Genomic DNA, 22,968 nt, shown 5'->3' with positions numbered 1-22,968 from the left:
CGGCTCAGACCGCCATCATCTCGGGCAGGGTGACAAGCTCGACGCCTGCCGCCTGCAGCGCCTCGCAGCAGGCGGACGCCACCGCGATGGCGGTCGGCTCGTCGCCATGCACGCAGAGCGAATCGAATTTGGTCGGCATCTTCTTGCCGTTCACCGAGATGATCTCCTCGTCGAGCACCATGCGAACCACCCGCTCGGAGGCGACCTTGGGGTCGCGGATCATCGCGTCGGCATTGGTGCGCGAGCGGAGATTACCGTCGTCCTCATAGAGCCGGTCGATGAAGGCCTCCCGCGACAGGGGCACGCCGATGTCGAGTGCCGCCTTCTCCATCTCGGTGCCGGAGAGCGCGAGATAATAGAGCGAGGGATCCACCGCCTTGATGGCGCGCGCGATGGCCCGCGCGTAATCCCTGTCGACGGCGCACATATTGTTCAGCGCGCCATGCGGCTTCACATGCGTTACCGTGGCGCCGGCATAGGCCGCCATGCCGGCGAGAGCGCCGAGCTGATAGGCGACGAGATATTCGAGATCGTCGGCGTTCATGCGTATCTGCCGGCGGCCGAAACCCCAGATGTCGTTGAACCCGGGATGGGCGCCAATCGAAACGCCATTGGCTTTTGCCTTGAGGCACACGTCGCGCATCACCGTCGCATCGCCCGCATGCAGGCCGCAGGCGACATTGACGCTCTTGACGATCTGCAGGATCGCGTCGTCATTGCCGATGTCGTAATGGCCGTAGCCTTCGCCCATATCGGCGTTGATATTCATGCGCTTCGCCACGGCAAGCCTCCCGACACCCTAGGTTCTGTTGACATTAACACATTATATAATCATGCATTTCAAGTCGAAACATACTAACATTAGTATGATTGCTGCAGAGCGGCAACGCGCGGGCGCGGAATGGGGGCACGTATGGCGGGCGGGCAGGCGATGACGGCCAGGCGGATCGACGCCCGCGCGCGCTTTCTGCCTGTGGGCGACACCGCCTTCGCCGTCGAGTTCGGCGACCGCATTGATCCCGCAATCAATGCGCTGGTGCACCGCACCGCCGCCCTTCTGGCCGAGGCGCGGCCGGAGGGGCTGGTGGAAACCGTGCCGAGCTTCCGCTCGCTGCTGGTTCATTACGACCCTCTTCGCACGAGCGCGCAGGCGCTCCAGGCGTTCATCGGCGCGTTGGAACTGGAGGACGAGGCGGGACAGGCTCCCCCGCGCATCTGGCGGATTCCCGTGCTCTATGGCGGCGAGGCCGGCCCGGACCTCACGGAGGTAGCCGCCGCCACGGGCCTGAGCGCGGCGGAGGTGATCGCCCTCCACGCCGGCACACTCTACCGGGTCTATGTGCAGGGCTTCCTGCCCGGCTTCGCCTATCTCGGCGACCTGCCGGAAGCACTCGACCTGCCGCGCCGCACCAGCCCGCGCGTGCGGGTGCCGCCCGGCTCGGTCGCCATAGCCCAGCGTATGAGCGGCATCTATCCCGTGGAATCGCCCGGCGGCTGGCACCTCATCGGCAACACGCCGCTGCGCTTCTTCGATCCGGCACGGACACCGCCAACCCTGTTCACGCCCGGCGACGGGGTGCGGTTCGTGCCGGTAGGCGCAGATGAACATGCCGCGATCCGGGAGGATGTCGCGCAGGGACGCTTCGTGCCGGACGTGGAGGGCGCGCCCGCATGAGTCCGAGCCTTCACATCCTCCAGCCCGGCCCGCAGACGACCGTGCAGGATCTCGGACGCCATGGTTTCCAGGCCTATGGGGTGCCGGTGTGCGGGGCATTGGACGGACCGGCGCTGCGGCTCGCCAATGCGCTGGTTGGCAATGAGGCCGGGTGTGCGGGGCTGGAAATCCGCCTATCCGGGCCGACCTTCGAGGTAATCGGCGGGCCGGCGCGGCTGGCGCTCGCAGGGGCGCAGGCCGCCATCGAGGTCACGGTCGGGGACGAGACGCGGCGCTATGGCGCCTGGCGCGCACTCGACGTGCCGGAAGGCGCGCGGGTGCGGCTCGGGGCGCTCACCGGCTCCGGCTGTGCCGTGCTGGCCCTCGCCGGCGGCGTCGACGTACCACTTGTGCTGGGCTCGCGCGCCACCGATCTCAAGGGCGGCTTCGGCGGGAATGAGGGCCGCGCGCTGGCCGCTGGCGACAGACTCCCCCTCGGCGAGTGGGCGGCGCAGGGCCCCTGCCTCGAACTCCCCGCCCCGCCGCGCGCCTCCGGCGAAGTTACGCTGCGCGCGGTGCGAGGCCCGCAGGCCGACGCCTTCACCGAGGCGGCGCTCGACGCTTTCTTCGCCACGCCCTACCGCGTCTCGCGCGAGGCCGACCGCATGGGGATGCGGCTGGAAGGCCCCCCGCTCGCCTTCCGCAACAGCGCCGATATCGTCTCCGACGGCATTGCCACGGGGGCGATCCAGGTGCCGGGCTCGGGCCTTCCCATCGTGCTGCTCGCGGACCACCAGACCATTGGCGGCTATGCCAAGATTGCGACCGTCATCTCCGCCGACCTGCCGCTCGCGGGCAGACTCCTGCCGGGGGCGCTCATCCGCTTCCGGGCGGTCACGGTTGGCGAGGGGGAAGAGGCACGCCGCGTCCGCGAAGCGGAAATCGCTCGGTTGATTGCCTCGCTGGCACCGGTGCGGGAAGGCGCTCGCATCGACGAGGCGGCGCTGTACCACGCGAATCTGATCTCGGGCGTTGTCACCGGGCAGGAAAGCGGCTAACCCGCCCGCCCAACGCGATTACATGATACCGAAGATGGAATGACTTCGCCGATTCTGCCCTGACCAGAGGCCGCCTCACGGCGGCGCCAGCGGACCCGACATCGCCCATGCTCAAGGATTCCTCCGCCGCGTCGGCCAATCCCGATTACCGCCGCAGCCCCGTTCCCCGCTATCTCCAGATCGCCGGCGTCATCCGCCGCCGCATCGAGGATGGCGTCTGGGGACCGAACGAGAAGATATCGACGCTCCAGGAACTCGAAGCCGAGTTCCAGGTGGCGCGTGTCACCGTGCGCCAGGCGGTGGAAGTGCTGCAGGGCGAGGGGCTGGTGCGCCGCATCCAGGGCAAGGGCACCTTCGTCTCCGCCTCTGTCGAGGACAAGCGCTGGCTGAAGCTCGACCTGAAATGGCACTCCCTCGCCGGCACGATCGGCGCCAATATTCCGCGTTTCCTCCCGGTGGCGACGCCGCCCGCGCCGCCGACGATCCGGCCCGAAGACGGCACCCCGGCCGCGCGCTACCGTTATCTGGAAAGCGTGCAGTCGCGGCGCGGCCAGCCCTATTCCTTCGCGCGAGTGCATTTCGACGCGGCGCTGCATGAACTCGCCCCCGCACGCTTCGACCGCGAACCCACCATATCGGTGATCGCCTCGCTGGAGGGGCTGAACGTCAAGCGCGCCCGCCAGTCCTTCATCGTCGGCACCGTCGAGCCGCGCGTGGCGAACCTGCTCGCGACCGGGATCGGCTTTCCCACCGTGGAGGCCCATCTGGTCATCACCGACGAGAACGACGTGGTGATCTATGTCGCCGATATCGTCTATCGCGGCGATTGCGTGCAGCTCGACATCGACCTGCTGGGTTGACGAGCGGGCCGTCAGGCCCGCCGGAACAGGCGTTTGAGCCAGTCCTTCACCACCGAGAACAGCAGCGACCCGGCATCCAGCGGGGCGGGCTGCTCGGAGACCGTCTCGCCCCGTAGCAGGGCGGTGAGATTATTGGCGAAAGCCGCCGTCAGCCGCGCGGCCATATCGCGCGCGAGCGCTCCCCGGCTCATCTGCGCGAGCGGGCCCTGCAGCACATAGGCAACCTCCACCCGGACGCGCGTCGCTTTCGCCCCGTCGACCTCGTCCAGCCGATAGGTGAGCCGCGCCTGAACCCGCGTCGCGCTGCGCCGATCGACACCGCCGCCCTCGATCGTCCCGCTCCAGTTCGCCGGATCGGCGGCGATCACGCCCGTTCCACCGAACGCGGCCTGGATCGGCCCGAGCTTCACCACCATCTCCGCATCCACCGTGCGCCCATCGCTGGGCGCCACCAGCCGCGCGCCGGGCAGGCAGGCGATCACCTGCGCCGGGTCCTGGAACAGCGCCCAGACCTGTGCCCGCGACGCCGGCACCTCGAATTCCTCCGCCAGTTCCACCGGGTTGCGCAGCGTTTCCGGCACGAAGGGGGCGCTGGCGACCTTTGCCTGCTCGCTCCCGCCGGGGCGGTTGGCGTCCGCGTTCGACAGCCGCGCCGGGGTCACCGGCAAGGTCAGCGGGGAGACATGGAACGGGGCGTCGACCGCCCGGCCGCGCGTCACCACCGGCGCCTCCCCCGCCCTGGCCCGCTCAGCCGCTACCGTACGGATGGCGCGGATGATGCCGATATAGCCGGTGCAGCGGCACAGATTGCCCGCCAGTTCATGCCGAATCGTCGCGTCATCCGCGCCGGGAAGCCGCAGCACGATATCCCGCGCCATGATGAGCATTCCCGGCGTGCAGAAGCCGCATTGCAGCCCGTGCTCCGCCATGAACGCCTCGCGCAGGCGGGCCGTCACCGGATCATCCGCCAGACCCTCCACCGTGGTGATGGAGGCGCCGTCGAGCGCGACCGGAAACGCGATGCAGGCGCGGGCCGGCGCCCCGTCGATCAGCACGGTGCAGGCCCCGCACACGCCGTGCTCACAGCCCAGATGCGTGCCGGTGAGCAACAATTCCTCGCGCACGAAATCGGCGAGATGCTGGCGCGGTTCGACCTCCGCCTCGATGTCGCGGCCGTTGATCGACAGGCGGATCGGCTTCATGCGGACTGACCTTCAGGCATGCTTTCGCTTTCCAGCGCAGCGATGGCCCGGCGGGCGATTTCACGGCGCAGCTTGAACGCGGCGGGGTCGGTCGCGAGCCCGGCCGCGCGCAGAAGGTCGTCCACGCCGCCGGGGTTGCTGAGCGCGGCGGCGGCATCGGCGATCACCACCTGCCGCGCCTCGGTGGCGCCAATCGCGAGACGCCGCGTGCCGCTCTCGGGATCGACCAGAACCGCGCACATCGCCTCGGCGAACTCGCCGACCTTGCGGCAGGACTTGCTGTAGCCGAAGCGCGCCTGTCCCGAGCGGCGCGGCACGAAAACGCCGGTGATGATCTCGCCGGGCACCAGCGCCGTCTCGAAGGCACCGAGGATGAACGCCTCCACCGGCAGCTCCCGCGTCCCCGCCGGTCCGGCGAGATGCACATGCGCGCCCAGCGCTGCCAGCGCCGTCGGCCAGTCGGCAGCGGGGTCGGCATGGGCGAGGCTGCCCCCGATGGTGCCGCGGTTGCGCACCGCGCGATAGGCGATGCCGCGCGCCACCTGCGCGAGGAAGCCGGGTGTCGGGTCCGGCACCGCGCCATCCTCGAATTCCGCATGGGTAAGCGCGGCCCCGAAGAGGATGCCCGCCGGGCGTTCCTCGAAGCCCCGAAGTTCGGGCAGGCGGGAAATGTCGACGACGCAGCCGGGCCGGGCGAGGCGCAGATTGAGCATGGGCCCGAGGCTCTGCCCGCCGGCCATCGGTCGGGCGTCGCCATCGGCCAGGGCAACGGTCGCGCCGGCCCTGTCCGCCGGGCGCAGATAATCGAAACGCGCGGCCTTCACGACGCAAGCCCTTCAGCTGATTGCCTCTCTGCGGAGGGCTGCGCCCGCGCCGCCTCCACCGCCTCGCGCACCCGGCGCGGCGTCATCGGCGAGACAGTCATCTCGACGCCGAGTCCGGCCAGCGCGTCGTTGATCGCGTTGCCGATGGCCGCAGGCGGAGCGATGGCGCCGCCCTCCCCTATGCCCTTCTGGCCGAAGCGCGTATTGGGCGAGGGCGTTTCCATATGCGCAATGCGAACATCCGGCATTTCGCCGGCGCCGGGCAGGAGATAATCCGCCAGTGTCGAGGCTAGCGGCTGCCCGTGCCCGTCATAGACCATCTCTTCATAAAGCGCTGTGCCGATGCCCTGTGCGGTGCCACCATAGATCTGGCCGTCCACCACCATCGGGTTGAGCAGCACGCCGCCATCCTCGACGATGACGTAATCGAGGATTTCCACCTCCCCGGTCTCCGGCACCACCGCCACCACGCAGGCATGGGCGGCATAGGAGAAGGTGCCGGTATCGACGGTCGGACGGTAGCCGGCGACAAGGTCGAGCCCGTCCGGGTCGATGTCCGCGGGCAGGTTCTGCGGGGCGAGATACCAGGTCGCCGCCACCTCCTTGAACGTCACCGAACCCTGCGGGCCGATTACCTGCGCGTCCCGAACCGTCACCGCCTCCATTGGTGCCTGCAGCAGATGCGCTCCGATACGGGCGATGCGGCCAGCCAGCCTTTCGCAGGCGCTCGCCACCGCGCCGCCGGCCATGACCGCCGAGCGCGAGCCCCATGTGCCGGTGGAATAGGGCGTCATCGCCGTGTCGCCATGGACCACGTTGACGAGGTCGGGGTCGATGCCCAGCACCTCGCACGCCACCTGCGCCAGCGTGGTTTCCATCGACTGGCCATGGCTCTGGCCGCCGATCCGCACCTCCAGCGTGCCGTCAGGGGTGAGCCTGGCGCCACAGGATTCGATGCCGGGAACCATGGGAATGCCCCAGCCATGATAGACTGACGTGCCGTGCGCACCCTGCTCGCAATAGACGGCATAGCCGAGGCCGATGTGCCGCCCGTCCGCCTCCCCGGCCTTCTGCCGGGCGCGGATCCCCTCATGGTCGATCATCTCGAAAGCTCGGCGCAGGCTTTCGGGATAGTCGCCCATGTCGAAATCCTTGCCGGTGATCGAGGTGAACGGCATCTGGTCGGGGCGCACCAGATTGCGCTGGCGCACCTCATAGGGTTCGATCCCGGCCGCACGCGCCACCGCGTCGACCATCAGCTCGATCGCCGTGCAGACGCCGGTACGCGCCACGCCGCGATAGGGCACGATGGGCGGCTTGTTGGAGCACACAGAATAGGTGCGGCAGCGATAGGCCGGGAGGTTGTATGGGCCCGGCAGGTTGGAGACCACCTGCGCCCCCTCCAGACAGGCGGAGAACGGGTATACCGAATAGGCGCCGGCATCGACGTGCGCCTCTGCTTCCAGCCCGAGCAGGCGGCCCTCGCTGTCGGCATAGGCGGTCATCACATAATGATGCTCCCGGCAATTGGCGGCCGCGATCAGATGCTCGCGGCGATCCTCCAGCCATTTCACCGGGCGGTCCAGCTTGAGCGACGCCCAGGCGCAGCAGACCTCCTCGGGCTGCAGCAGGCCCTTCCAGCCGAAGCCGCCGCCGACATCGGGCGCCACCACGCGGATCTTGCGGGTGTCGAGCCCAAGGCATTCGGCCAGCCCCGAGCGCACGATGTGCGGCATCTGGGTGGAGGTCCACAAGGTGAGTTGCTCGACCGTGCGGTCGAACAGCGCGATGCAGCCCTTGCCTTCCAGCGGCGCCATGCATTGGCGGCTGGTCCGCACCTCCCGCGTCACCCTGATCGGCGCATTCTTCACGCTGTCGTCGAAATTCTTCTCGATCGAGGAGACTAGGAACACGTTTTCCGGCCAGTCCTCATGGATCAGCGCACCGTCTTTCGCGGCACGCAGCATGTCGACATTGGCCGGTAGTTCCTCGTATTCGACCTCGATCTCCTCGCACAGATCCTCGGCGAGCGCGCGGGTTTCCGCCAGCACCATCACCACCGGCTCGCCGACGAACCGCACCTTGCCGTTCGCCAGCGACGGCTGGGCGGAGACGCGGAAGCCCGGCAAGCCGGTTTTCGCCAGAATGTCCTTCACCCCCGCCATGTCGGCATGGACGAAGGCGCGCCCGCGCAGATGTGCCGGAATATGCACGGCCTTGATCCGCGCATGGGCCAGCGAGGAGCGCAGAAAGGCCGCTTCCAGCTGGCCCGGAAATCGCATGTCGCCGATGAACCGCCCGCGCCCGGCAAGCAGGCGGGCATCCTCCTTCCGGCGAACCGAGGCGCCGACGCCGCGATGCGCCCCCTCACCGCCGGTGCGCTCGCCATCCTGCCCTTGGCCGGCCATTGACCACTCCCGCGGGGCCAGCCCGCATTCCACTATCTCATTCGATTATCGACATTATCGCTCGATATGTGCTTATCTTTACATAGATAGAATGATTAGAAAAGATGCAGCGGCGCGACTGCTGTGTTGCGCGCCATTCTGATGGGAAGCCGAAGGGAAAAGCGATGAAATTCGGGGTTGGCCAGCCGTTCCGCCGCGTCGAGGATCAGCGCTTCATCACCGGCGCGGGCCGCTTCACCGATGACCATCGTTTCGACGGCGAGGCGTTCGCCTGCGTGGTGCGCTCACCCCTTGCCCATGGGGTGATCAACCGGGTGGATGCAGGAATCGCCCGCGCAATGCCCGGGGTACTGGGCATCTACACCGGCGAAGACCTCGCCGCCGACGGGATTGGCGCGCTGCCCGTGGTCATCGTGCTCGACCACGCGGAAGGGGGGCGCATGCCGCTGCCCGCGCGCACGCTGCTGGCCGCCGGCAAGGTGCGCTATCTCGGCGAGCCGGTCGCCTTCGTGGTGGCGGAAACGGCGATGGCCGCCCTTGAGGCTGCCGAGGCGGTGGAACTGGACATTACCGACCTGCCCACCGTGGTCGAACCGGCGACAGCACTGGCCGACGACGCACCCCTGCTGTTCGACGAGGCCCCCGGCAATCTCGCTTTACACTGGCAACTCGGCGACATTGCCGCCGTGACTAGTGCGCTTGCCGCCTCCGCGCGGGTGGTGGAGCTGGAACTCGTCAATAACCGCATCGTCGTCGCCTCGATGGAGCCACGCAACGCCATCGGCCTCCATGACGCGACGAGCGGGCAGTTCACCCTCGTCAGCGGCAGCCAGGGCAGCCACATGATTCGCGACTTCATGTTCGAGGGCGTGTTCGGCCTGCCGGCGACGCAGTTGCGCGTCATCACCCCGGATGTCGGCGGCGGCTTCGGCATGAAGGCGATCCCCTATCCCGAGCAGGCTCTCGTGCTCTATGCCGCGCGCAAGCTGGGCCGCCCGGTGCGCTGGCAATCGACCCGCGCCGAGGCCTTCCTCTCCGACACGCAGGGGCGCGACAATGTCTCCCGCGCCACGTTGGGGCTGGACGCCGATTCCCGCTTCACCGCGCTGAAGGTCGAGACGCTGGCGAGCGCCGGCGGTGCGCTCTCCGCCTTCGGGGTCTATTGCCCCACCCTCTCCGGCCCGCCCATGGCGCCGGGCGTCTACCGTATTCCCGCTGTCGCCACCGATGTGCGCATCGCCTACACCAACAACGCGCCGATGGATGCCTATCGCGGCGCTGGCCGGCCGGAGGCCGCCTATCTCATCGAGCGGCTGGTGGACAAGGCGGCGCGGGAGATCGGCGTCAGCCCGATCGCGTTGCGCGAGATCAACATGATCGCGCCGGAGGAGATGCCGCATCGCACCGCGACGGACGTCGTCTACGATTCCGGCGATTTCGCCGGCGTGATGAAGGCCGGCCTGCGGGCGGCCGACTGGGACGGCTTTGCCGCCCGGCGGGAGAAGGGCGACGGGAAGCGGCGCGGCATCGGCCTCGGTTATTATATCGAGCGCACCGGCGTGCCCGGAAAAGAGGGCGCCGTGGTGCAGGTCGGCGCCGACGGGCAGGTCGTGGTCCATGTCGGCACCCAGTCGACCGGACAGGGACACGAGACCACCTATGTGCAGATGACCGCGCAGGCGCTGGGCCTCGACCCCGAGCGCATCACCGTCAAGACCGGCGACACCGACCAGCCGCTGCCCTCGGCCGGCGGCACGGTCGCCTCGCGCTCCATGGTGCATGGCGGCGGCGCCCTGCGTCTCGCCACCGGGGCGGTGCTCGGCAAGGCAAGCCGGGAGGCGGCGCGTCTCCTCGCTGTCGACGAGCGCGAACTGGACTTCGATTCCGGCATCTTCCGCGTGCCGGGCACTAACCGCCATGTAGGGTTGCTGGAGATCGCGGCGCAGGCGGGCGGGCTGGAAGGCGTCGGCGATTTCGAGCAGCATGCCGGCACCTTCCCGAACGGCGCCCATGTCTGCGAGGTCGACGTCGATCCGGAGACGGGGCACATCACGGTGGAGCGCTACACGGTGGTCGACGATTTCGGCCGCACGCTTAACCCGCTGGTGCTGAGCGGGCAGGTGCATGGTGGCATCGCGCAGGGGATCGGTCAGGCGATGATGGAGCGCACCGTCTACGACCCCGACAGCGGCCAGCTTCTTTCTGGCAGCTTCATGGATTACGGCCTGCCGCGCGCCGACGACCTGCCCTTCTTCGATGTCTCGACCCACAACGTGCCCTGCACGACCAACCCGCTCGGCATCAAGGGCGCCGGGGAAGCGGGCGCCATCGGCGCCCCGCCGGCCTTCGTCAATGCGGTGGTCGATGCGCTCGCCCCACTCGGCATCACCCATCTCGACATGCCACTCACCCCGGCGCGGGTGTGGCAGGCGATCCAGGACGCGAAAGGCGAGGGTTGATGACGCTCAGGGCACATCCGGCAGAGTGGCTTCGACCGGCCACCAGCCATCTTCGCGCAGGGTGAACAGCGGGCAGCCATAAGCGGCGCGCACCTGTTCGGGGGCGAGCACGCCCGCCATCGCCGCAATCCAGCGATTGGTCTGTTTCATCGCCACCACCATGCCGGCGAGCCTCGCCCCTGCCCGTTCCAGCAGCCGGAAGGCGGCGAGAGCGGTCGCCCCGGTGGAGATCGCGTCATCGACCAGCAGCACGCGCCGACCCTTGACCAGCGGCAGCAGATTGGGATCGAGCCGCAGCCGCTTGCCGGCTTCCGGGCTGGTGATCGAGGAGACCGGCTCGGAAAGCTCATCGCGGTACCAGAACTTCTTGGAATAGCCGAGCGGGGCATAGCGGCTATGTCCCAGCCGCTCCGCCACCAGCGCGGCGAAGGAGAGACCCAGCGTCGGCAGGCCGACCACGCAATCCGCCTGGAGCGCCCGCGCCTCGTCCGTCATGGCGTCGGCAAGGGCGCTCAACACCGCATGCGAGGCTTGGTTGGCGATCAGCGAGGCGGCCGCATGCACGCCATCCGGCAGCCTTCGCAGCGGCAGCACCAGCACGCGGCCATCGGCCAGTCTCACCGGGTAGCCATGGCGATGGGGCGGAGCGAAGGAAAAGCGCGCCGGAGGATCGCTGGCCAGTTCCTGCCAGTAGGAGAGTGTCGGTTCGGTGAAGTCGTCGCTCACAAGTCGCCAGCCGCCATCCGGCCCGCCATGAACTCGGCCTGGCGGATCGCCAGAGCGACGATGGTGAGCGTCGGGTTGCAGGCGCCGCCGGTGGCGAAGGCGCTGCCATCGGCGATGAACAGGTTCGGCACCTCATGGCTGCGGCCATGTCCGTCGAGCACGCCGTCCTCGGCCCTCGCGCTCATGCGATTGGAGCCGAGATTGTGGCTGGCGGGATAGGCCGGCGCCTCGACGGAACGCTTCGCACCGGCCGCCTGATGAATGGCGCTCATCGTCTTGTAGCCATGGCTGCGCATCTTCAAATCGTTGGGGTGCTCGTCATAATGGATGTTGGCGACCGACACGCCGAAGGCGTCGAGCTCGTCGTTGAGCGTGATGCGGTTGCCGGCCTGCGGCATGTCCTCGCCGGAAAGCAGCATGCCGGCCATATGGGCATATTGCTCGATCACCCCGGCGAAATCGCGCCCCCACCAGCCGGGATCGAGGAAGGCCGCCGTGGTCGGCAGGCCCATGGAGTTCAATTCGACATAATAGCCGCCGGCAAAGCCGCGCGCGGGGTCGTGGCGGACGAAATCGTCGATCATGCCGGTCATGATCTCGCCCCGGTGCATGTTCACCGGCTTGTCGAACACCGACCATACGGTCTGGATGATGTGGCGCAGATAATAGCGCCCGACATTGCCGTGGCTGTTGGCCAGCCCCTGCGGGAACATCCCGCTCGCCGAATGCAGCAGCAGGCGCGAGCTTTCCACGCAATTGCCGGCCAGCACCACGGCCCGCGCCTTCTGCCGCTGCCGGGTGCCGGCCGCATCGACATAGACCACGCCGCACGCCCTGCCGGCCGCGTCGTGCTCGATGAACACCGCCCGGCTTTGCGGCCGAAGCTCCAGCTTTCCGGTCGCCAGCGCGCGCGGGATTTCGACATTCAGCGTCGACCAGCGCGAGCCCACTTTGTCGCCGGTGACGGTGAAACCGTCCTGGATCGTCGCCGGGCGGCCGTCATAGGGAATAGAGTTGATCGCCTGCCGGCCGGTGGAGGCGTTGAGCCCCAGCGCGGTGGCGCCGGCATACATCACTTTGAAATTGTTGTTCGCCGGCAGCCCGGGCAGGCCATTGGTGCGGGTCACGCCCATTCTGGCCTCGGCGAGGTCGTAATAGGGCGCCAGCTCGGCCAGCGCGATGGGCCAGTCGATCAGGCTAGCACCCGGGATGTCGCCATAGACGGAGCGCGCGCGCATCTCGTCCTCGATCAGTCGGTAGCAGCAGCCCGACCAGTGCGTCGTGGTGCCGCCCACCACCTGGCAGCTCCAGCTCGGCGTCACTGGATGGTCGCGGCCGACGCGCCAGTCGCCGGACGCGGTGCGCTTGTCGAGCCAGGACAGCATCTCATAGCCGCCCCACTCGTCATTGACGAAATCCTCGCTGGTCAAGTGCTTCCCGGCCTCCAGTAGCACCACCTCGACGCCGCGCCGGGTCAACTCGTGCGCGAGCGTACCGCCCCCGGCACCCGAACCGATGATGACGACGACGCCGGCATCGTCGAATTCATAGTGTGTCATCCTGGCACCCTTGATGTGAGCGGAATCAGACGCCGGCCGGAGGGTCCGGGAGCCAGTCGAGATCGTTGAAGCCGCGGGCCACATAGCCGCCGAGATGCACCGAGGCGCCCTCATAGCCGAAGGCCTGCCACACCTCGACATCGTCATAGAGAAAGCGGACGGTGGAGCGCTGCACCAGCCGGAAAGCGGCGCTTTCTTCCAGCCCCTTCAGCACGGACACCCGGTAGCTCTCCGACAGGTCGCGGAAGGGCAGCGGCATCGCCGTATCCACCCGGTCGACGAATTCGGCGAAGGACTGCGCGGCGGCCGGTGCGTGCGCCGCCATCCGGTCGAAATGGAGGATGACCCGGCGATAGACCCGCTCGGGCAACCCGTCATGGGGATAAAGTGTGCGCGCAGCGGATAGCAGCGTTTCCGCGACATGGGGGTCGAGCAGGGCGAGCGTGTGCTCCCACTCCGGCCCCTCTGCCACGTCGGGCGGCGGGGCCAGTTTAGGGTCCTTGTGAGCCTTGATCCCGGTCATAGCGATCATCCCTTTACCGCGCCGAGGGTGAGGCCGCGCACGATGTGGCGCTGCAAAACGAAGACCACGGCGAGGACGGGGAGGAGGGCGGTCATGCCGACCACTGCCATCTCACCCCAACGCACGCCCTGCGAGGTGATGAGCTTTGGGATGGAGACCGGCAGCGTCTGCACCGCCCTTCCGCCGAGCATGAAGGCAAACAGGAACTCGTTCCACGCGAAAATGAAGCACAGCACGGCGGTGGCGACGATGCCGTTGCGCAGCAGCGGAAAGACCACCCGGCGGAAGATCTGCGGCTTCGACCAGCCCTCCAGCGCTGCTGCTTCCTCAAGCTGCACCGGCAGGTCGCGGCAGAAGGAGCGCAGCACCCAGATGTAGAAGGAGAGGTTGAAGGTCATGTAGGCCAGCGTCAGGCCGAGGAAAGTGTCGAGCAGGCCGACCTTGGCGAAGATCAGATAGAACGGAATGACGAGGCACACGGGCGGTGCCATGCGCGAAGCCAGGATGAACAGGAACAAATCGTCCTTCGCCCGCATCTCGAAGCGCGCAAAGGCATAGGCCGCCGGCGTGCCGATGATGACCACCAGCGCGGTGGAGACGGTGCAGAGCAGGAACGACGTCAGAAGGTACCAGTGGAAGCCGTGCTCGATGACGTAACTGAAATGCTCCAGCGTCGGCATGAACAGAAACTGGGTCGGCCGGGCGAACATGGCATCGTTCGGCTTCACCATCATCGAGGCCATCCAGAAGATGGGGAACAGCATGATGGCGGCGTAGACCACGGTAACGCTGGTCCATAGCAGAGCCCTGGAGCCTTCGGGGCGGCTTTGCGCTTCAGCCATGACGAACTCTCCCTCAGAAGGCGTTCAGGCGCTTCTTGGCGACCTGGTAGAAAACGTTGCAGAAGGCGAAGAAGGCGAGCCACACCAGCACCGCGAGCGCCGATGCCTCGCCGATGTTCCAGAACTCGAAGGTCATCTTGTTGGCGAGGATGGAGGGCGTCTCGGTGGAGATGCCGGGCCCGCCGCCGGTGAGGATGTAGATGGTGTCGAACACCTTGAAGGCGTCGATGAAGCGCAGCAGTCCGATGACGGCGAGCAACGGCGTCATCATCGGCAGGGTGATGTGGAAGAACATCTGCAACGGGTTCGCCCCGTCCACCGCCGCCGCGCGATAAGGGCCCATGGGCAACGCCTGCAGGCCGGCGAAGAAAGCCAGCATCATGAACGGCGTCCACTGCCAGATATCGACGAAGATCAGCGCGTAGAGCGCGAACTCCGGCGAGGCGAAGACCGATGTGCCCTCAAGAAGATTGAAGCGCTCCAGCACGTTGTAGGAGAAGAACCCCCACGATCCCGCCAGCATGATCTTCCACAACAGGCCGACAACGATCGGCGCCATCATGGTCGGCATGAACAGCAGCGGCACCAGAATGGACCGCCCGCGCACGTTCTGGTTCAGCACCAGCGCCCCGGCCAGCCCGAGCATGAATTCCACCGGCACCGCGATCAGCACGAAGGTGGCGGCGACCCCGATGGAGTTCCAGAAGCGGGGATCGGTGAGCAGCACCGCGTAATTGTCGAAGCCGATAAAGTCGGTCACGCGGCCGAATTTGGCGGCGTGGAAGCTCAGATAGATCGTGTACAGAAAAGGCACGAGCGAGACCACGACCAGCATGAGCATGGACGGGGCGATGAGAAGGTACGGGTACCAGAGCCGCTCGCGCGGGGCCCGCACAACGCCTTCCGCAGGGGTGATCGTGTCGCTTGCGCTCGCCATGGGAAGGTCCGTTCTCCAGGTTTCGGCACGTAGTGCCTCGCCGCGAAGCAAGGCCGAGGGGTCTGGGGATGACCGGCCCGCGAGCCCCTCACCCCATCCCTCTCCCCCGACGGGGAGAGGGAGCCGGCTGGTTCAGTTCAATGGTTCACAGCAGGTCGATCACAGCAGGCAGCTGGTGCAGAGCTTCAGCAGTTCCGCCTGGCCCTTCTTGGCGCCCTCTTCCGGCGAGATGCGGCCGAGCCCGACTTCCTGCGCAACGCCGCTCATCACGTCGTAGATCTCGTAGAATTTCGGCATTTTCGGCTTGGCCTCGGCGACATCCAGCGTCGCCTTCATCGCGACGTAGAGCGTCTTGTTGGCCGCGCCGGTGATGGCCGGCAGTGCCCAGGAGGATTCACGAATCGGCACGCCGCCCGCACCCAGCGCGATCAGCTTGTCCTGCTGCTTCTTGTCGGCCAGCCACTGGAGGAAGATGAACGTCGCCTCGGGGCTCTTGGAAGCGGTGCTGATGACCGTGACCGACGGCTCGGCCTCGGCATAGCGCTCCTTGGAGCCGGCCTTGATCGGGATGGGGCCATAGACGAATTTGCCCGCGAACGGCGAGACGCCGGGCTTGTCGATGCCCAGCACAAAGTCCGACCAGGCGATGGACTGCGCGGCGATGCCGTTGCCCATCACGGTCGGCACGTCGACCAGCGAGTATTCGGCAATGCCGGGCGGGGCGAAGGTCCACAATTCGTGCCACATCTTCAGCGCGGCGACGGTCTCCGGGCTATCGAAGACCGGCTTGCCTTCGGCGTCGATCAGGTTGCCGCCATAGTTTTTGATGAAGTTGTTCCACAATGCCGGGAAGGTCGAACCGCCCTTGATGCCCTCAAGCACGATGCCGTAGAAATCGCTCTCCAGCGGCTTGCCGGCGAGCATGGCGCCCTTCTTGCGGGTGAAGAACTCGGCGATGTCGCGCATCTGCTCGATGGTAGCGGCCGGCGCCAGCTCGTAGCCATACTTGGCCTTGAAGGCTTCCTTCTCGCCCGGATCGTCCAGCAGGTCGGCGCGCGCCCAGTAGATCTGGTTGTAGTTCCAGTTGATGAAGGAATACTGCTTCTCGCCGACGAAGGCGGCGGTCTTGAACGGGTTCTGGATGAAGTCCGCCGAGTTGAGATTCGGGTTGGCGAGCTTCGGGTCGGCCACGAAATCGTTGAGTTCGCGGATCACCCCGGCCGAAATCATCGGGCCGAGCTGGAAGCCGTGCAGCATGATCGCGTCGTAATAGCCGCGGCCGGACAGCATGTCGGCCTGGCCCTTGTTGATGACCTCGAAGTGGTTGAGCAGTTCCCACTCCACCTTGATCCCCGTCTCCTTCTCGAAGTCCGGAATGATCTTGGACAGGGTTTCCTGCAGCGGCGTGATCTCGTCGAGCACGCGGATGGTGGTGCCCTTATAGGGCTTGGCCGCCTCGGCATAGAAGGACGTGTCGTCCGCCTGCACCTGTGCGACCGGCGCCATCAGCACGGTCGAGGCCGCCAAGGCGGCGGCGAAACACCAGAACCTGCTCTTCATCGCTCTTTCCCTCTGTTTATCTTCAGCGGCTTCTTCAAGTGCCGGGCAGCGCGCGGCCCGTCGTCCCGTCGAAAAGCGCAAGCCCATCCTTCGGGAAAATCAGTCCCACCGGCCGGCCGATGCCCTCGCCCGCGCCGCTCCCGAGGGAGGCGGCAATGGCCATGCTCGTCTTCGCCTTGGCGAGCAGGGCGCCGAGATCGAGGGTGACGATGGCGTGCTTTCCGAACGGCTCGTTGGAATAGATTTCAGCGCCCACCGCGCCGGATGTGTCCGGGGCGGCGAAGGCGATGTCGTCGGGCCGCACGCCGAGACTGACCGCCTCGCTGCTCGCATTCCCGGCCGCACGGGTAAGGGCCGGCGGCAGGGCGATGCGCAGGTCGCGGCGGGTGAAGAACAGCGTGTCGTTCTCCCGCGCCAGTTGCCCCTCGATGAGGTTCATCGGCGGATCGCCGAGAAGCCGGGCCACCCGCGTACTCGCCGGACGCTGCCAGATGTCTTCCGGCGTACCGACCTGCTCGATCCGCCCGCCATCGATCACCACCACGCGGTCGCCGACCGAAAGAGCTTCCATGCCGTCCGGCGTCGACCAGAGGGTGGGCGCGTCCTGACGGGCAAGCCGGCGGCGGATTTCGCCGCGCAGCTTGTGGCGCAGCTTGGCGTCGAGATGGGAGATCGGTTCGTCGAGGATGTAGAGATCGGGCGTCTGCACCAGCGTGCGGGCGAGCGCCACCCGCTGCTTCTGCCCGCCCGAGAGCGCGCCGGGCAGACGTTCCCCGAGATGGTGAATTTCCAGAAGCTCCAGCACCTCGTCGACCCGCGCCTCGGCCGCCGCCGGATCGAGCCGGCCACCCGGTGCCTGCAGCGGCGAGAGCGCGTTGCCGCGCACAGTGAGATGGGGATAGAGCGCGTAGGATTCGAACATCAAAGCAACGCGCCGCTGCTGCGGGGGCACGCGTGCGAGATCGCGGCCGCCCAGCGTCACCGTGCCCGCATCCGGCCGCTCCAGCCCGGCGAGAATGCGGCAGAACGTGCTTTTGCCGGCGCCCGAGGGCCCGGTGATGGCGACAAGCTCGCCCGGTGCGATGTCGATGCCAATGCCGTGCAGAACCTGCTGGGCGAAGCTTTTCGAGATGCCGCGCGCGGCAAGCCCGGGATGTGCCGGCGCGCTCATGGCAGGACCTCCCGGTTTCGCCCGCTGGCGGCGTCGAACACGAGAAGCCGCGCCTCATCGATGCCCAGCACCACCCTGTCGCCCGCGCGCCAGGGCGCGGGGCCGGGGATTTCCGCAATGAGCTTCACCGCCACTTCGCCCGCCGTGTCGAGCGCGACGGTGAGAATGTCGGCATCGCCACGCGGCTCGCGATAGACGATGCTGCCGCGCGCATCCCCCATTGCGTCCGGGGCGCGCACCGCGATGTTTTCCGGGCGGATGCCGGCAATGATGGCGCTCCCGCCCGACGGCAGCGCGCCAAGGCGCGACGGGCCGAGCTGCGCGCTCCACCCGTCGCCGACCACGCGGCCTCCGTCGGCAAGTGTGGCTTCCATCAGGTTCATCGGCGGCTCGCCGATAAAGTTGGCGACGAAGAGATTGGCCGGACGCTCATAGAGGTCCTGCGGCGCGCCCACCTGCTGGAGCACGCCATGGTTCATCACCGCCACCCGGTCGGCCATGGCGATGGCCTCGGTCTGGTCATGGGTCACGAGAATGGACGTGACCTGCCGCAGCTTCTGCAGCCGCTTGATCTCGGCGCGCAGCTGCACTTTCTGGTCGGCATCGAGATGGGAGAGCGGCTCGTCGAACAGGATCACGTCGGGGTCGCGCACCAGCGCCCGGCCGATCGCCACGCGCTGCTGGGCCCCGCCGGAAAGGCCGGTCACATCCTGGTCGGCCATCTGCCGCAGGCCGAGAAGCTGCAACACCTCGCCGACGCGCTGCGCTGCCGGCTGGCCGGTGATGCCGCGCACCTTCAGCGGAAAGGCAACGTTTTCCCACACGGTCATGCGGGGGTAGAGCGCGTAATCCTCGAACACCATGGCGATGTTGCGCGCGCCGGGCGCGAGGCGGGAGACCGGGCGCTCGCCAAAAAAGATCTCGCCGGAGGAAACGGTCTCGATCCCCGCCGCCATTTTCAGCGTCGTGCTCTTGCCGCAGCCCGATGGGCCGAGCAGCGCCAGCATTTCTCCCGACGCACAGGCGAGGTCGAGCTGGCTGACCGCAGCGACCTCGCCGTAGCGCTTGGAAACGGACACAAAGGCGATGGAAGACATCCGGCACTCCAGGGCTATGCCGATGATCCATCCAAGTTCTGTGCCAAAGTGTGCTGGTTTATAGAAACTCAGGATAACCGAGTTCGGCACAGGCCGATTTCGCCGCCCCTGCACAAAACGGCGCCTCGCCCGCCGAGGCTGCACCGATTATGAGCACTGCAACGACGCGAGCAGCCGGCCGGTGTTCGAGGAAGGCCGAAGGCCCTTGAACCGGCACACCGCCTCGGGCGTGTCGATGTCGTGTGCGAAGCCGGGAAAGCGTGCAGGCTCCTGCAGCGTGGGCACGATGCCGAGCGCTTCCGCGCCGGCCCGGTGCCGCGCGAAGCTCCCCGGCCCGAAGGCCGGGCTCATGGCTTGCGGCGGCGAAACGAGCAGCGCGTTGGTGCCATCGCGGTCCTCCGCCGCGATGAGGCTTATCGCCCGGCTCGTGCCGTGGCCGGCCAGAAGCGCCTCGATCTCGCGCGGGGTCACAGCCGGCACGTCTCCCGGCAGCACCAGCATGCCGGCGGCCCCTTCCGCGTCCAGCACGGCAGCCGCCTGCGTCACGGCGGCGTTGAGCCCGGACACCTCCCGCTCCATCAGCCAACGCCCGCCAAATTCCTGCGCCAGCCGGCCGGCCTGCGGATCGGCGGTGATCACCGCGAAGCCGGCCAGTTCGCGCGCCTCCCGCAGCGCGCCCAACACGTCGCACAGCATGGCCCGCGCCAACTCCTGGCGGAAGGCGGGCGTGAACGCGCCGGCGAGCCGCTGCTTGGCAAGCGCGAAATCCTTTACCGGCACGACCGCCCAGATGCCGCCGCGCGCCCCGCTCACCCGCGTGGACCCGCCAGCCTGTCGGCGAGGGCGAGCACGAAGCGGGCAAGGCGCGTCCGGTCGTCGAGGCTGCGCATCAGCGTCGGCGTGGCCGCCACTTCAAGCCCCGTCACGCTCAGCCCCGCATCGGCCTCGTCGACGACGAAGGCGTCGATCAGCCCGTCATAGTGGCGCGCCACCGTCGCCGCGCTCGGCTCAAGTCCCAGCTCGGCCATCATCTTGGCCGTCGGCCCCTTCACCGCCTGCCCGGCAATGATCGGCGAGATGGCGATGACCGGCGCGGCGCACGCCGCGAGCGCCTTCCGCATGCCCGGGAGGGCGAGAATGGGATCGACGCTGAGATAGGGGTTGGACGGGCACAGCACCACGGCGCGGAGCGCAGGATCGGCAAAGGCCGCTGCCGCCTCGGGTGCCATCCGCGCCAAGTCCGCCCCGACGAAATCGAGCCCGATCACGCGCGGCTCGCAACGCCGGCTGACGAAATAATGCTGGAAATCCAGCCAGCCCTCGTCGGTCTGCACCCGGGTGGCGACGCTCTCGTCACTCATCGGCACAATCCGTGCGCCGATGCCGAGCCGGCGCCGCAGCCCCTCCGTCACCTGCGAGAGGCTCTCCCCCGCCGCCAGGCGCCGCGTGCGCTCGACATGGATGGCGAGATCGCCATCGCCGAGCTGGAACCACGTCTCGCCACCCAGTTCCCCCAGCGCGCGCATGAAGGTCCAACTCTCGTCGCGCCGTCCCCAGCGCTTCACAGGGTCGTCGAGCCCGGCCAGCGTGTAGAGCAGCGTGTCGATGTCGGGCGAGATATGCAGGCCGAGATGGCGGAAATCGTCGCCCGTATTGGCGATGACGGTCAATTCGCCCGGCGCCAGAACGCGGTCGAGGCCAAGCGCCAGCTTGGCACCGCCAATGCCGCCGGAAAGCGCGATGACGTGCCCGCTCATCGGAACAGATCCTCGGATTCGGGTCGCATGAGTTCGGCCGCCGGATTGGGAGGCGCGCTCCAGCGCAGCCCTCGTATCAGCACAACCGGCCGCCCCTCATCCGCCTGCCCCATCAGCAACGAGGCGGTGGCAGCTATTTCATCGGCGAAACCGATCATCGTCACCTGCAGGGCGCGGCCGAACAGGTCCGGTTCGCCGCGCCGGTCGACCAGTGCTGGCAGGCCCGCCGCGCCGATGGCCACCCCCGTGGTGCCGCGACGCCAGGGCCGGCCGAAGCTGTCGTTTATCACCACGCCGACCGCCGCCCCGCTCACCGCCTGCAAGCGCGCCCGCAGGCCTTCCGCGCTGGCGTCCGGGTCCTGCGGCAGCAGCAGCGCCAGCTCCCGACCACCGGCTTCGACATTGGACTGGTCGATGCCGGCATTGGCCATGATGAGCCCGAGGCGATGCTCGACAATCAGCACATGCGGCCGGGCACGCACCACGCGCCGGCTCTCGCGCAGCACCAGCTCGACCAGGCGCGGGTCCTTCAGCACCTGCGCGGCCAGCGCCTGCGCTTCCGGCGAAGGCTCCACCGTGGCGAGATCGACCAGCCGCCCCTCGGCCTTGGAGACGATCTTCTGCGCCAGCACGACCACATCGCCGTCGCGCCATCCAAGGCTGGCCCGCGCCAGGCCATCCATGACCAACCCCGCGAGGTCGTCCCCTTGCTCGACCAGAGGAAAATCCGGCAGCGCGATCAGTTCGAGGCGGGCGGGCGCTGTCGCCATGGCTCAGCCGAAGGCCGCGCGGAGCTTGGGCAGCACGGCGCGGGAATAGAGGGTGAGGAACCGCTCCTGGTCCTCGCCGGGCGCGTGGAACACCAGATGCCTGAAGCCGAGCTCGACATAGGGGCGGATGCGCTCGACATGCTCGTCGGCGTCGTCCGAGACGATCCAGCGGCTGGCCGCCCGCTCGGCCGGCAACGCATCGGCAAGGCGCTCCATTTCCAGCGGGTCGTCGACCGAGTGCTTCTCCTCCGGCGACAGTGCCAGCGCTGCCCAGTTCCGCGTGTCGGCCAGCGCCCGCGCCCTGTCGGTGTCGAAGGAGACCTTCATCTCGATCATCTGGTCATAGCTCTCCGCCTCCCGCCCCGCTTCCTCCAGCCCGGCGGCAACATTCGGCAGCAGCGTGTCGCGGTACAGCTCCCACGCCTTGCCGCTGGTACAGATGAAGCCATCGCCCGCCCGCCCGGCGAACTTCGCCACCATCGGCCCGGCGCCGGCGATGTAGATGGGAACCGGATTCTCGGGTCGATCATAGATGGTGGCGCGTTCTGTCCGGTAATAGGTGCCCTCGAAGCTTACCCGCTCCTCGCTCCAGAGCTGGCGGATCAACCGCACGGCCTCGCGCAGGCGAGCAAAGCGCTCCTTCATCTCCGGCCACGGCGCCCCGGTCGCGGGAACTTCGTTCAGCGATTCACCCGAGCCGACGCCGAGAATGACACGTCCGGGATAGAGCTGGCCGAGCGTGCCGAAGGACTGGGCGACCATGGAGGGGTGGTGGCGGAAGGTGGGGGTAAGGACGCTCGTGCCCATCACGATACGCGAGGTCGAGGCCCCCAGCGCGCCCAGCCAGGCGATGGCGGAGGGCGCGTGGCCGCCCGTGTGGCGCCAGGGCTGGAAATGATCGCTGACGAAGACGGAATCGAAGCCGCAGCGCTCCGCCAGAACGGCGTAGTCGAGCAGCCTGCGCGCGTCGAACTGTTCCGCCGACGCCTTGTAGCCAAGCTTGAGCATCACCCCTCCCACCACAGCGAGGGAAGATCATAGAGTCATATTAGAGTGCAGCACAATATAATAAATTATCTTTTCAAAACAACGATCTGACTTTTGATTATCGCCGTATATGCGCAACCAGCGCCTCCACGGCCATGCGATAGCCCCCCGGCCCCAGCCCGATAATGCAGCCGATCACCGCCGCCGTCAGCGGGGCGTGGTGGCGAAAGGCTTCGCGCTGGAAAACGTTGCTCACATGCACCTGGATCGCCGGCTTTGCCACCGCCGCCAGCGCGTCGAGCAGGGCGATGGAGGTATAGGACAGGCTGCCCGCATTGATGACGATGCCATCCGCCTGCGTCCGCGCCTCCTGGATCCAGTCCACCAGCACGCCCTCATGGTTCGACTGGCGGAAATCCACGCTCGCACCAAGAGCCTGCGCCCGCGCCCGGCAGTCTTCCGCAATGTTCTCAAGGGTGAGCGAGCCATAGGGCCCGGTGGGATCGAGCCCATAGAGATTGGTGTTGGCACCGCTGAGGACGAACAGGCGAACGGGCGGCAGGCTCATGATATC

Annotated in this window: 21 protein-coding genes; 4 read left to right on the top strand and 17 right to left on the bottom strand. The window is 67.6% G+C overall.

The features are described 5' to 3' along the window. Positions 1 to 4: 4 nt before the first annotated feature. The gene (locus EV667_RS05175) at positions 5 to 769 is read right to left on the bottom strand and encodes a LamB/YcsF family protein (RefSeq protein ID WP_131835029.1); all 765 of its coding nucleotides are present in this window, start codon (positions 767 to 769) and stop codon (positions 5 to 7) included. 132 nt (positions 770 to 901) lie between these two features. Here EV667_RS05175 and pxpB point away from each other — a divergent pair, with 132 nt between their 5' ends. The 3 genes from pxpB (at position 902) to EV667_RS05160 (ending at position 3,572) form a co-directional block, all read left to right on the top strand. After that, entirely contained in the window at positions 902 to 1,675 is a 774-nt protein-coding gene (pxpB, locus tag EV667_RS05170; RefSeq protein ID WP_245515974.1) for a 5-oxoprolinase subunit PxpB, read from the top strand. Next, entirely contained in the window at positions 1,672 to 2,712 is a 1,041-nt protein-coding gene (locus EV667_RS05165) for a 5-oxoprolinase subunit C family protein (protein ID WP_131834204.1), read from the top strand. Before pxpB ends, EV667_RS05165 begins: the two co-directional genes overlap by 4 nt. A gap of 107 nt (positions 2,713 to 2,819) precedes the next feature. Next, a complete protein-coding gene (locus tag EV667_RS05160) occupies positions 2,820 to 3,572 on the top strand; it encodes a GntR family transcriptional regulator (RefSeq protein ID WP_131834203.1) in 753 nt (250 codons plus the stop codon). Positions 3,573 to 3,583: 11 nt separating this feature from the next. On the opposite strand, the gene EV667_RS05155 is transcribed toward EV667_RS05160, so the two are convergent. Genes EV667_RS05155 through EV667_RS05145 form a run of 3 tightly spaced genes read right to left on the bottom strand, consistent with a single transcriptional unit; the run spans position 3,584 to position 8,006 of the window. Further along, entirely contained in the window at positions 3,584 to 4,774 is a 1,191-nt protein-coding gene (locus EV667_RS05155; RefSeq protein ID WP_131834202.1) for a xanthine dehydrogenase family Fe-S subunit, read from the bottom strand. Then, positions 4,771 to 5,598, bottom strand: coding sequence for an FAD binding domain-containing protein (locus EV667_RS05150; protein WP_131834201.1), 828 nt, complete (start codon positions 5,596 to 5,598; stop codon positions 4,771 to 4,773). Before EV667_RS05150 ends, EV667_RS05155 begins: the two co-directional genes overlap by 4 nt. Continuing rightward, a complete protein-coding gene (locus EV667_RS05145; RefSeq protein ID WP_131834200.1) occupies positions 5,595 to 8,006 on the bottom strand; it encodes a xanthine dehydrogenase family protein molybdopterin-binding subunit in 2,412 nt (803 codons plus the stop codon). The genes EV667_RS05150 and EV667_RS05145 overlap by 4 nt, the downstream gene beginning before the upstream one ends. A gap of 164 nt (positions 8,007 to 8,170) precedes the next feature. Here EV667_RS05145 and EV667_RS05140 point away from each other — a divergent pair, with 164 nt between their 5' ends. After that, positions 8,171 to 10,465: a xanthine dehydrogenase family protein molybdopterin-binding subunit gene (locus tag EV667_RS05140; protein WP_131834199.1), complete on the top strand. Its 2,295-nt coding sequence runs from the start codon at positions 8,171 to 8,173 to the stop codon at positions 10,463 to 10,465. 6 nt (positions 10,466 to 10,471) lie between these two features. Here EV667_RS05140 and EV667_RS05135 read toward each other — a convergent pair whose 3' ends face one another. The 13 genes from EV667_RS05135 to EV667_RS05075 form a co-directional block, all read right to left on the bottom strand. Continuing rightward, entirely contained in the window at positions 10,472 to 11,191 is a 720-nt protein-coding gene (locus EV667_RS05135; RefSeq protein WP_131834198.1) for a phosphoribosyltransferase, read from the bottom strand. Continuing rightward, positions 11,188 to 12,750 carry a GMC family oxidoreductase gene (locus EV667_RS05130; protein WP_131834197.1) on the bottom strand — a complete coding sequence of 521 codons (1,563 nt, stop codon included), beginning with the start codon at positions 12,748 to 12,750 and terminating at the stop codon, positions 11,188 to 11,190. The genes EV667_RS05135 and EV667_RS05130 overlap by 4 nt, the downstream gene beginning before the upstream one ends. A gap of 25 nt (positions 12,751 to 12,775) precedes the next feature. Next, positions 12,776 to 13,273: a hypothetical protein gene (locus tag EV667_RS05125; protein WP_131834196.1), complete on the bottom strand. Its 498-nt coding sequence runs from the start codon at positions 13,271 to 13,273 to the stop codon at positions 12,776 to 12,778. A 5-nt stretch (positions 13,274 to 13,278) separates the two neighbouring features. Further along, entirely contained in the window at positions 13,279 to 14,115 is an 837-nt protein-coding gene (locus EV667_RS05120; RefSeq protein ID WP_131834195.1) for a carbohydrate ABC transporter permease, read from the bottom strand. A 13-nt stretch (positions 14,116 to 14,128) separates the two neighbouring features. Further along, a complete protein-coding gene (locus EV667_RS05115; protein ID WP_245515973.1) occupies positions 14,129 to 15,052 on the bottom strand; it encodes a carbohydrate ABC transporter permease in 924 nt (307 codons plus the stop codon). 159 nt (positions 15,053 to 15,211) lie between these two features. Next, the gene (locus EV667_RS05110; RefSeq protein ID WP_131834194.1) at positions 15,212 to 16,612 is read right to left on the bottom strand and encodes an extracellular solute-binding protein; all 1,401 of its coding nucleotides are present in this window, start codon (positions 16,610 to 16,612) and stop codon (positions 15,212 to 15,214) included. 34 nt (positions 16,613 to 16,646) lie between these two features. Then, positions 16,647 to 17,783 (bottom strand): ABC transporter ATP-binding protein, encoded by a 1,137-nt coding sequence (locus tag EV667_RS05105; RefSeq protein ID WP_131834193.1) that lies wholly within the window; start codon positions 17,781 to 17,783, stop codon positions 16,647 to 16,649. Continuing rightward, positions 17,780 to 18,880, bottom strand: coding sequence for an ABC transporter ATP-binding protein (locus EV667_RS05100; RefSeq protein WP_131834192.1), 1,101 nt, complete (start codon positions 18,878 to 18,880; stop codon positions 17,780 to 17,782). The genes EV667_RS05105 and EV667_RS05100 overlap by 4 nt, the downstream gene beginning before the upstream one ends. 147 nt (positions 18,881 to 19,027) lie before the next feature. Then, positions 19,028 to 19,693, bottom strand: coding sequence for a 2-phospho-L-lactate guanylyltransferase (cofC, locus tag EV667_RS05095; RefSeq protein ID WP_131834191.1), 666 nt, complete (start codon positions 19,691 to 19,693; stop codon positions 19,028 to 19,030). Next, entirely contained in the window at positions 19,690 to 20,637 is a 948-nt protein-coding gene (cofD, locus tag EV667_RS05090; protein ID WP_131834190.1) for a 2-phospho-L-lactate transferase, read from the bottom strand. The genes cofC and cofD overlap by 4 nt, the downstream gene beginning before the upstream one ends. Further along, positions 20,634 to 21,407: a coenzyme F420-0:L-glutamate ligase gene (gene cofE, locus EV667_RS05085; protein WP_131834189.1), complete on the bottom strand. Its 774-nt coding sequence runs from the start codon at positions 21,405 to 21,407 to the stop codon at positions 20,634 to 20,636. The genes cofD and cofE overlap by 4 nt, the downstream gene beginning before the upstream one ends. Positions 21,408 to 21,410: 3 nt before the next feature. Next, on the bottom strand, positions 21,411 to 22,415 hold the full coding sequence (fgd, locus tag EV667_RS05080; protein WP_131834188.1) for a glucose-6-phosphate dehydrogenase (coenzyme-F420): 1,005 nt from the start codon (positions 22,413 to 22,415) through the stop codon (positions 21,411 to 21,413). Between the two features lie 97 nt (positions 22,416 to 22,512). Next, positions 22,513 to 22,962 (bottom strand): type II 3-dehydroquinate dehydratase, encoded by a 450-nt coding sequence (locus EV667_RS05075; protein WP_131834187.1) that lies wholly within the window; start codon positions 22,960 to 22,962, stop codon positions 22,513 to 22,515. Positions 22,963 to 22,968: the final 6 nt, after the last annotated feature.

Source organism: Ancylobacter aquaticus, assembly GCF_004339465.1.
GTDB classification, from domain to species: domain Bacteria; phylum Pseudomonadota; class Alphaproteobacteria; order Rhizobiales; family Xanthobacteraceae; genus Ancylobacter; species Ancylobacter aquaticus.
This window is presented reverse-complemented; position numbering and strand designations above follow the sequence as displayed.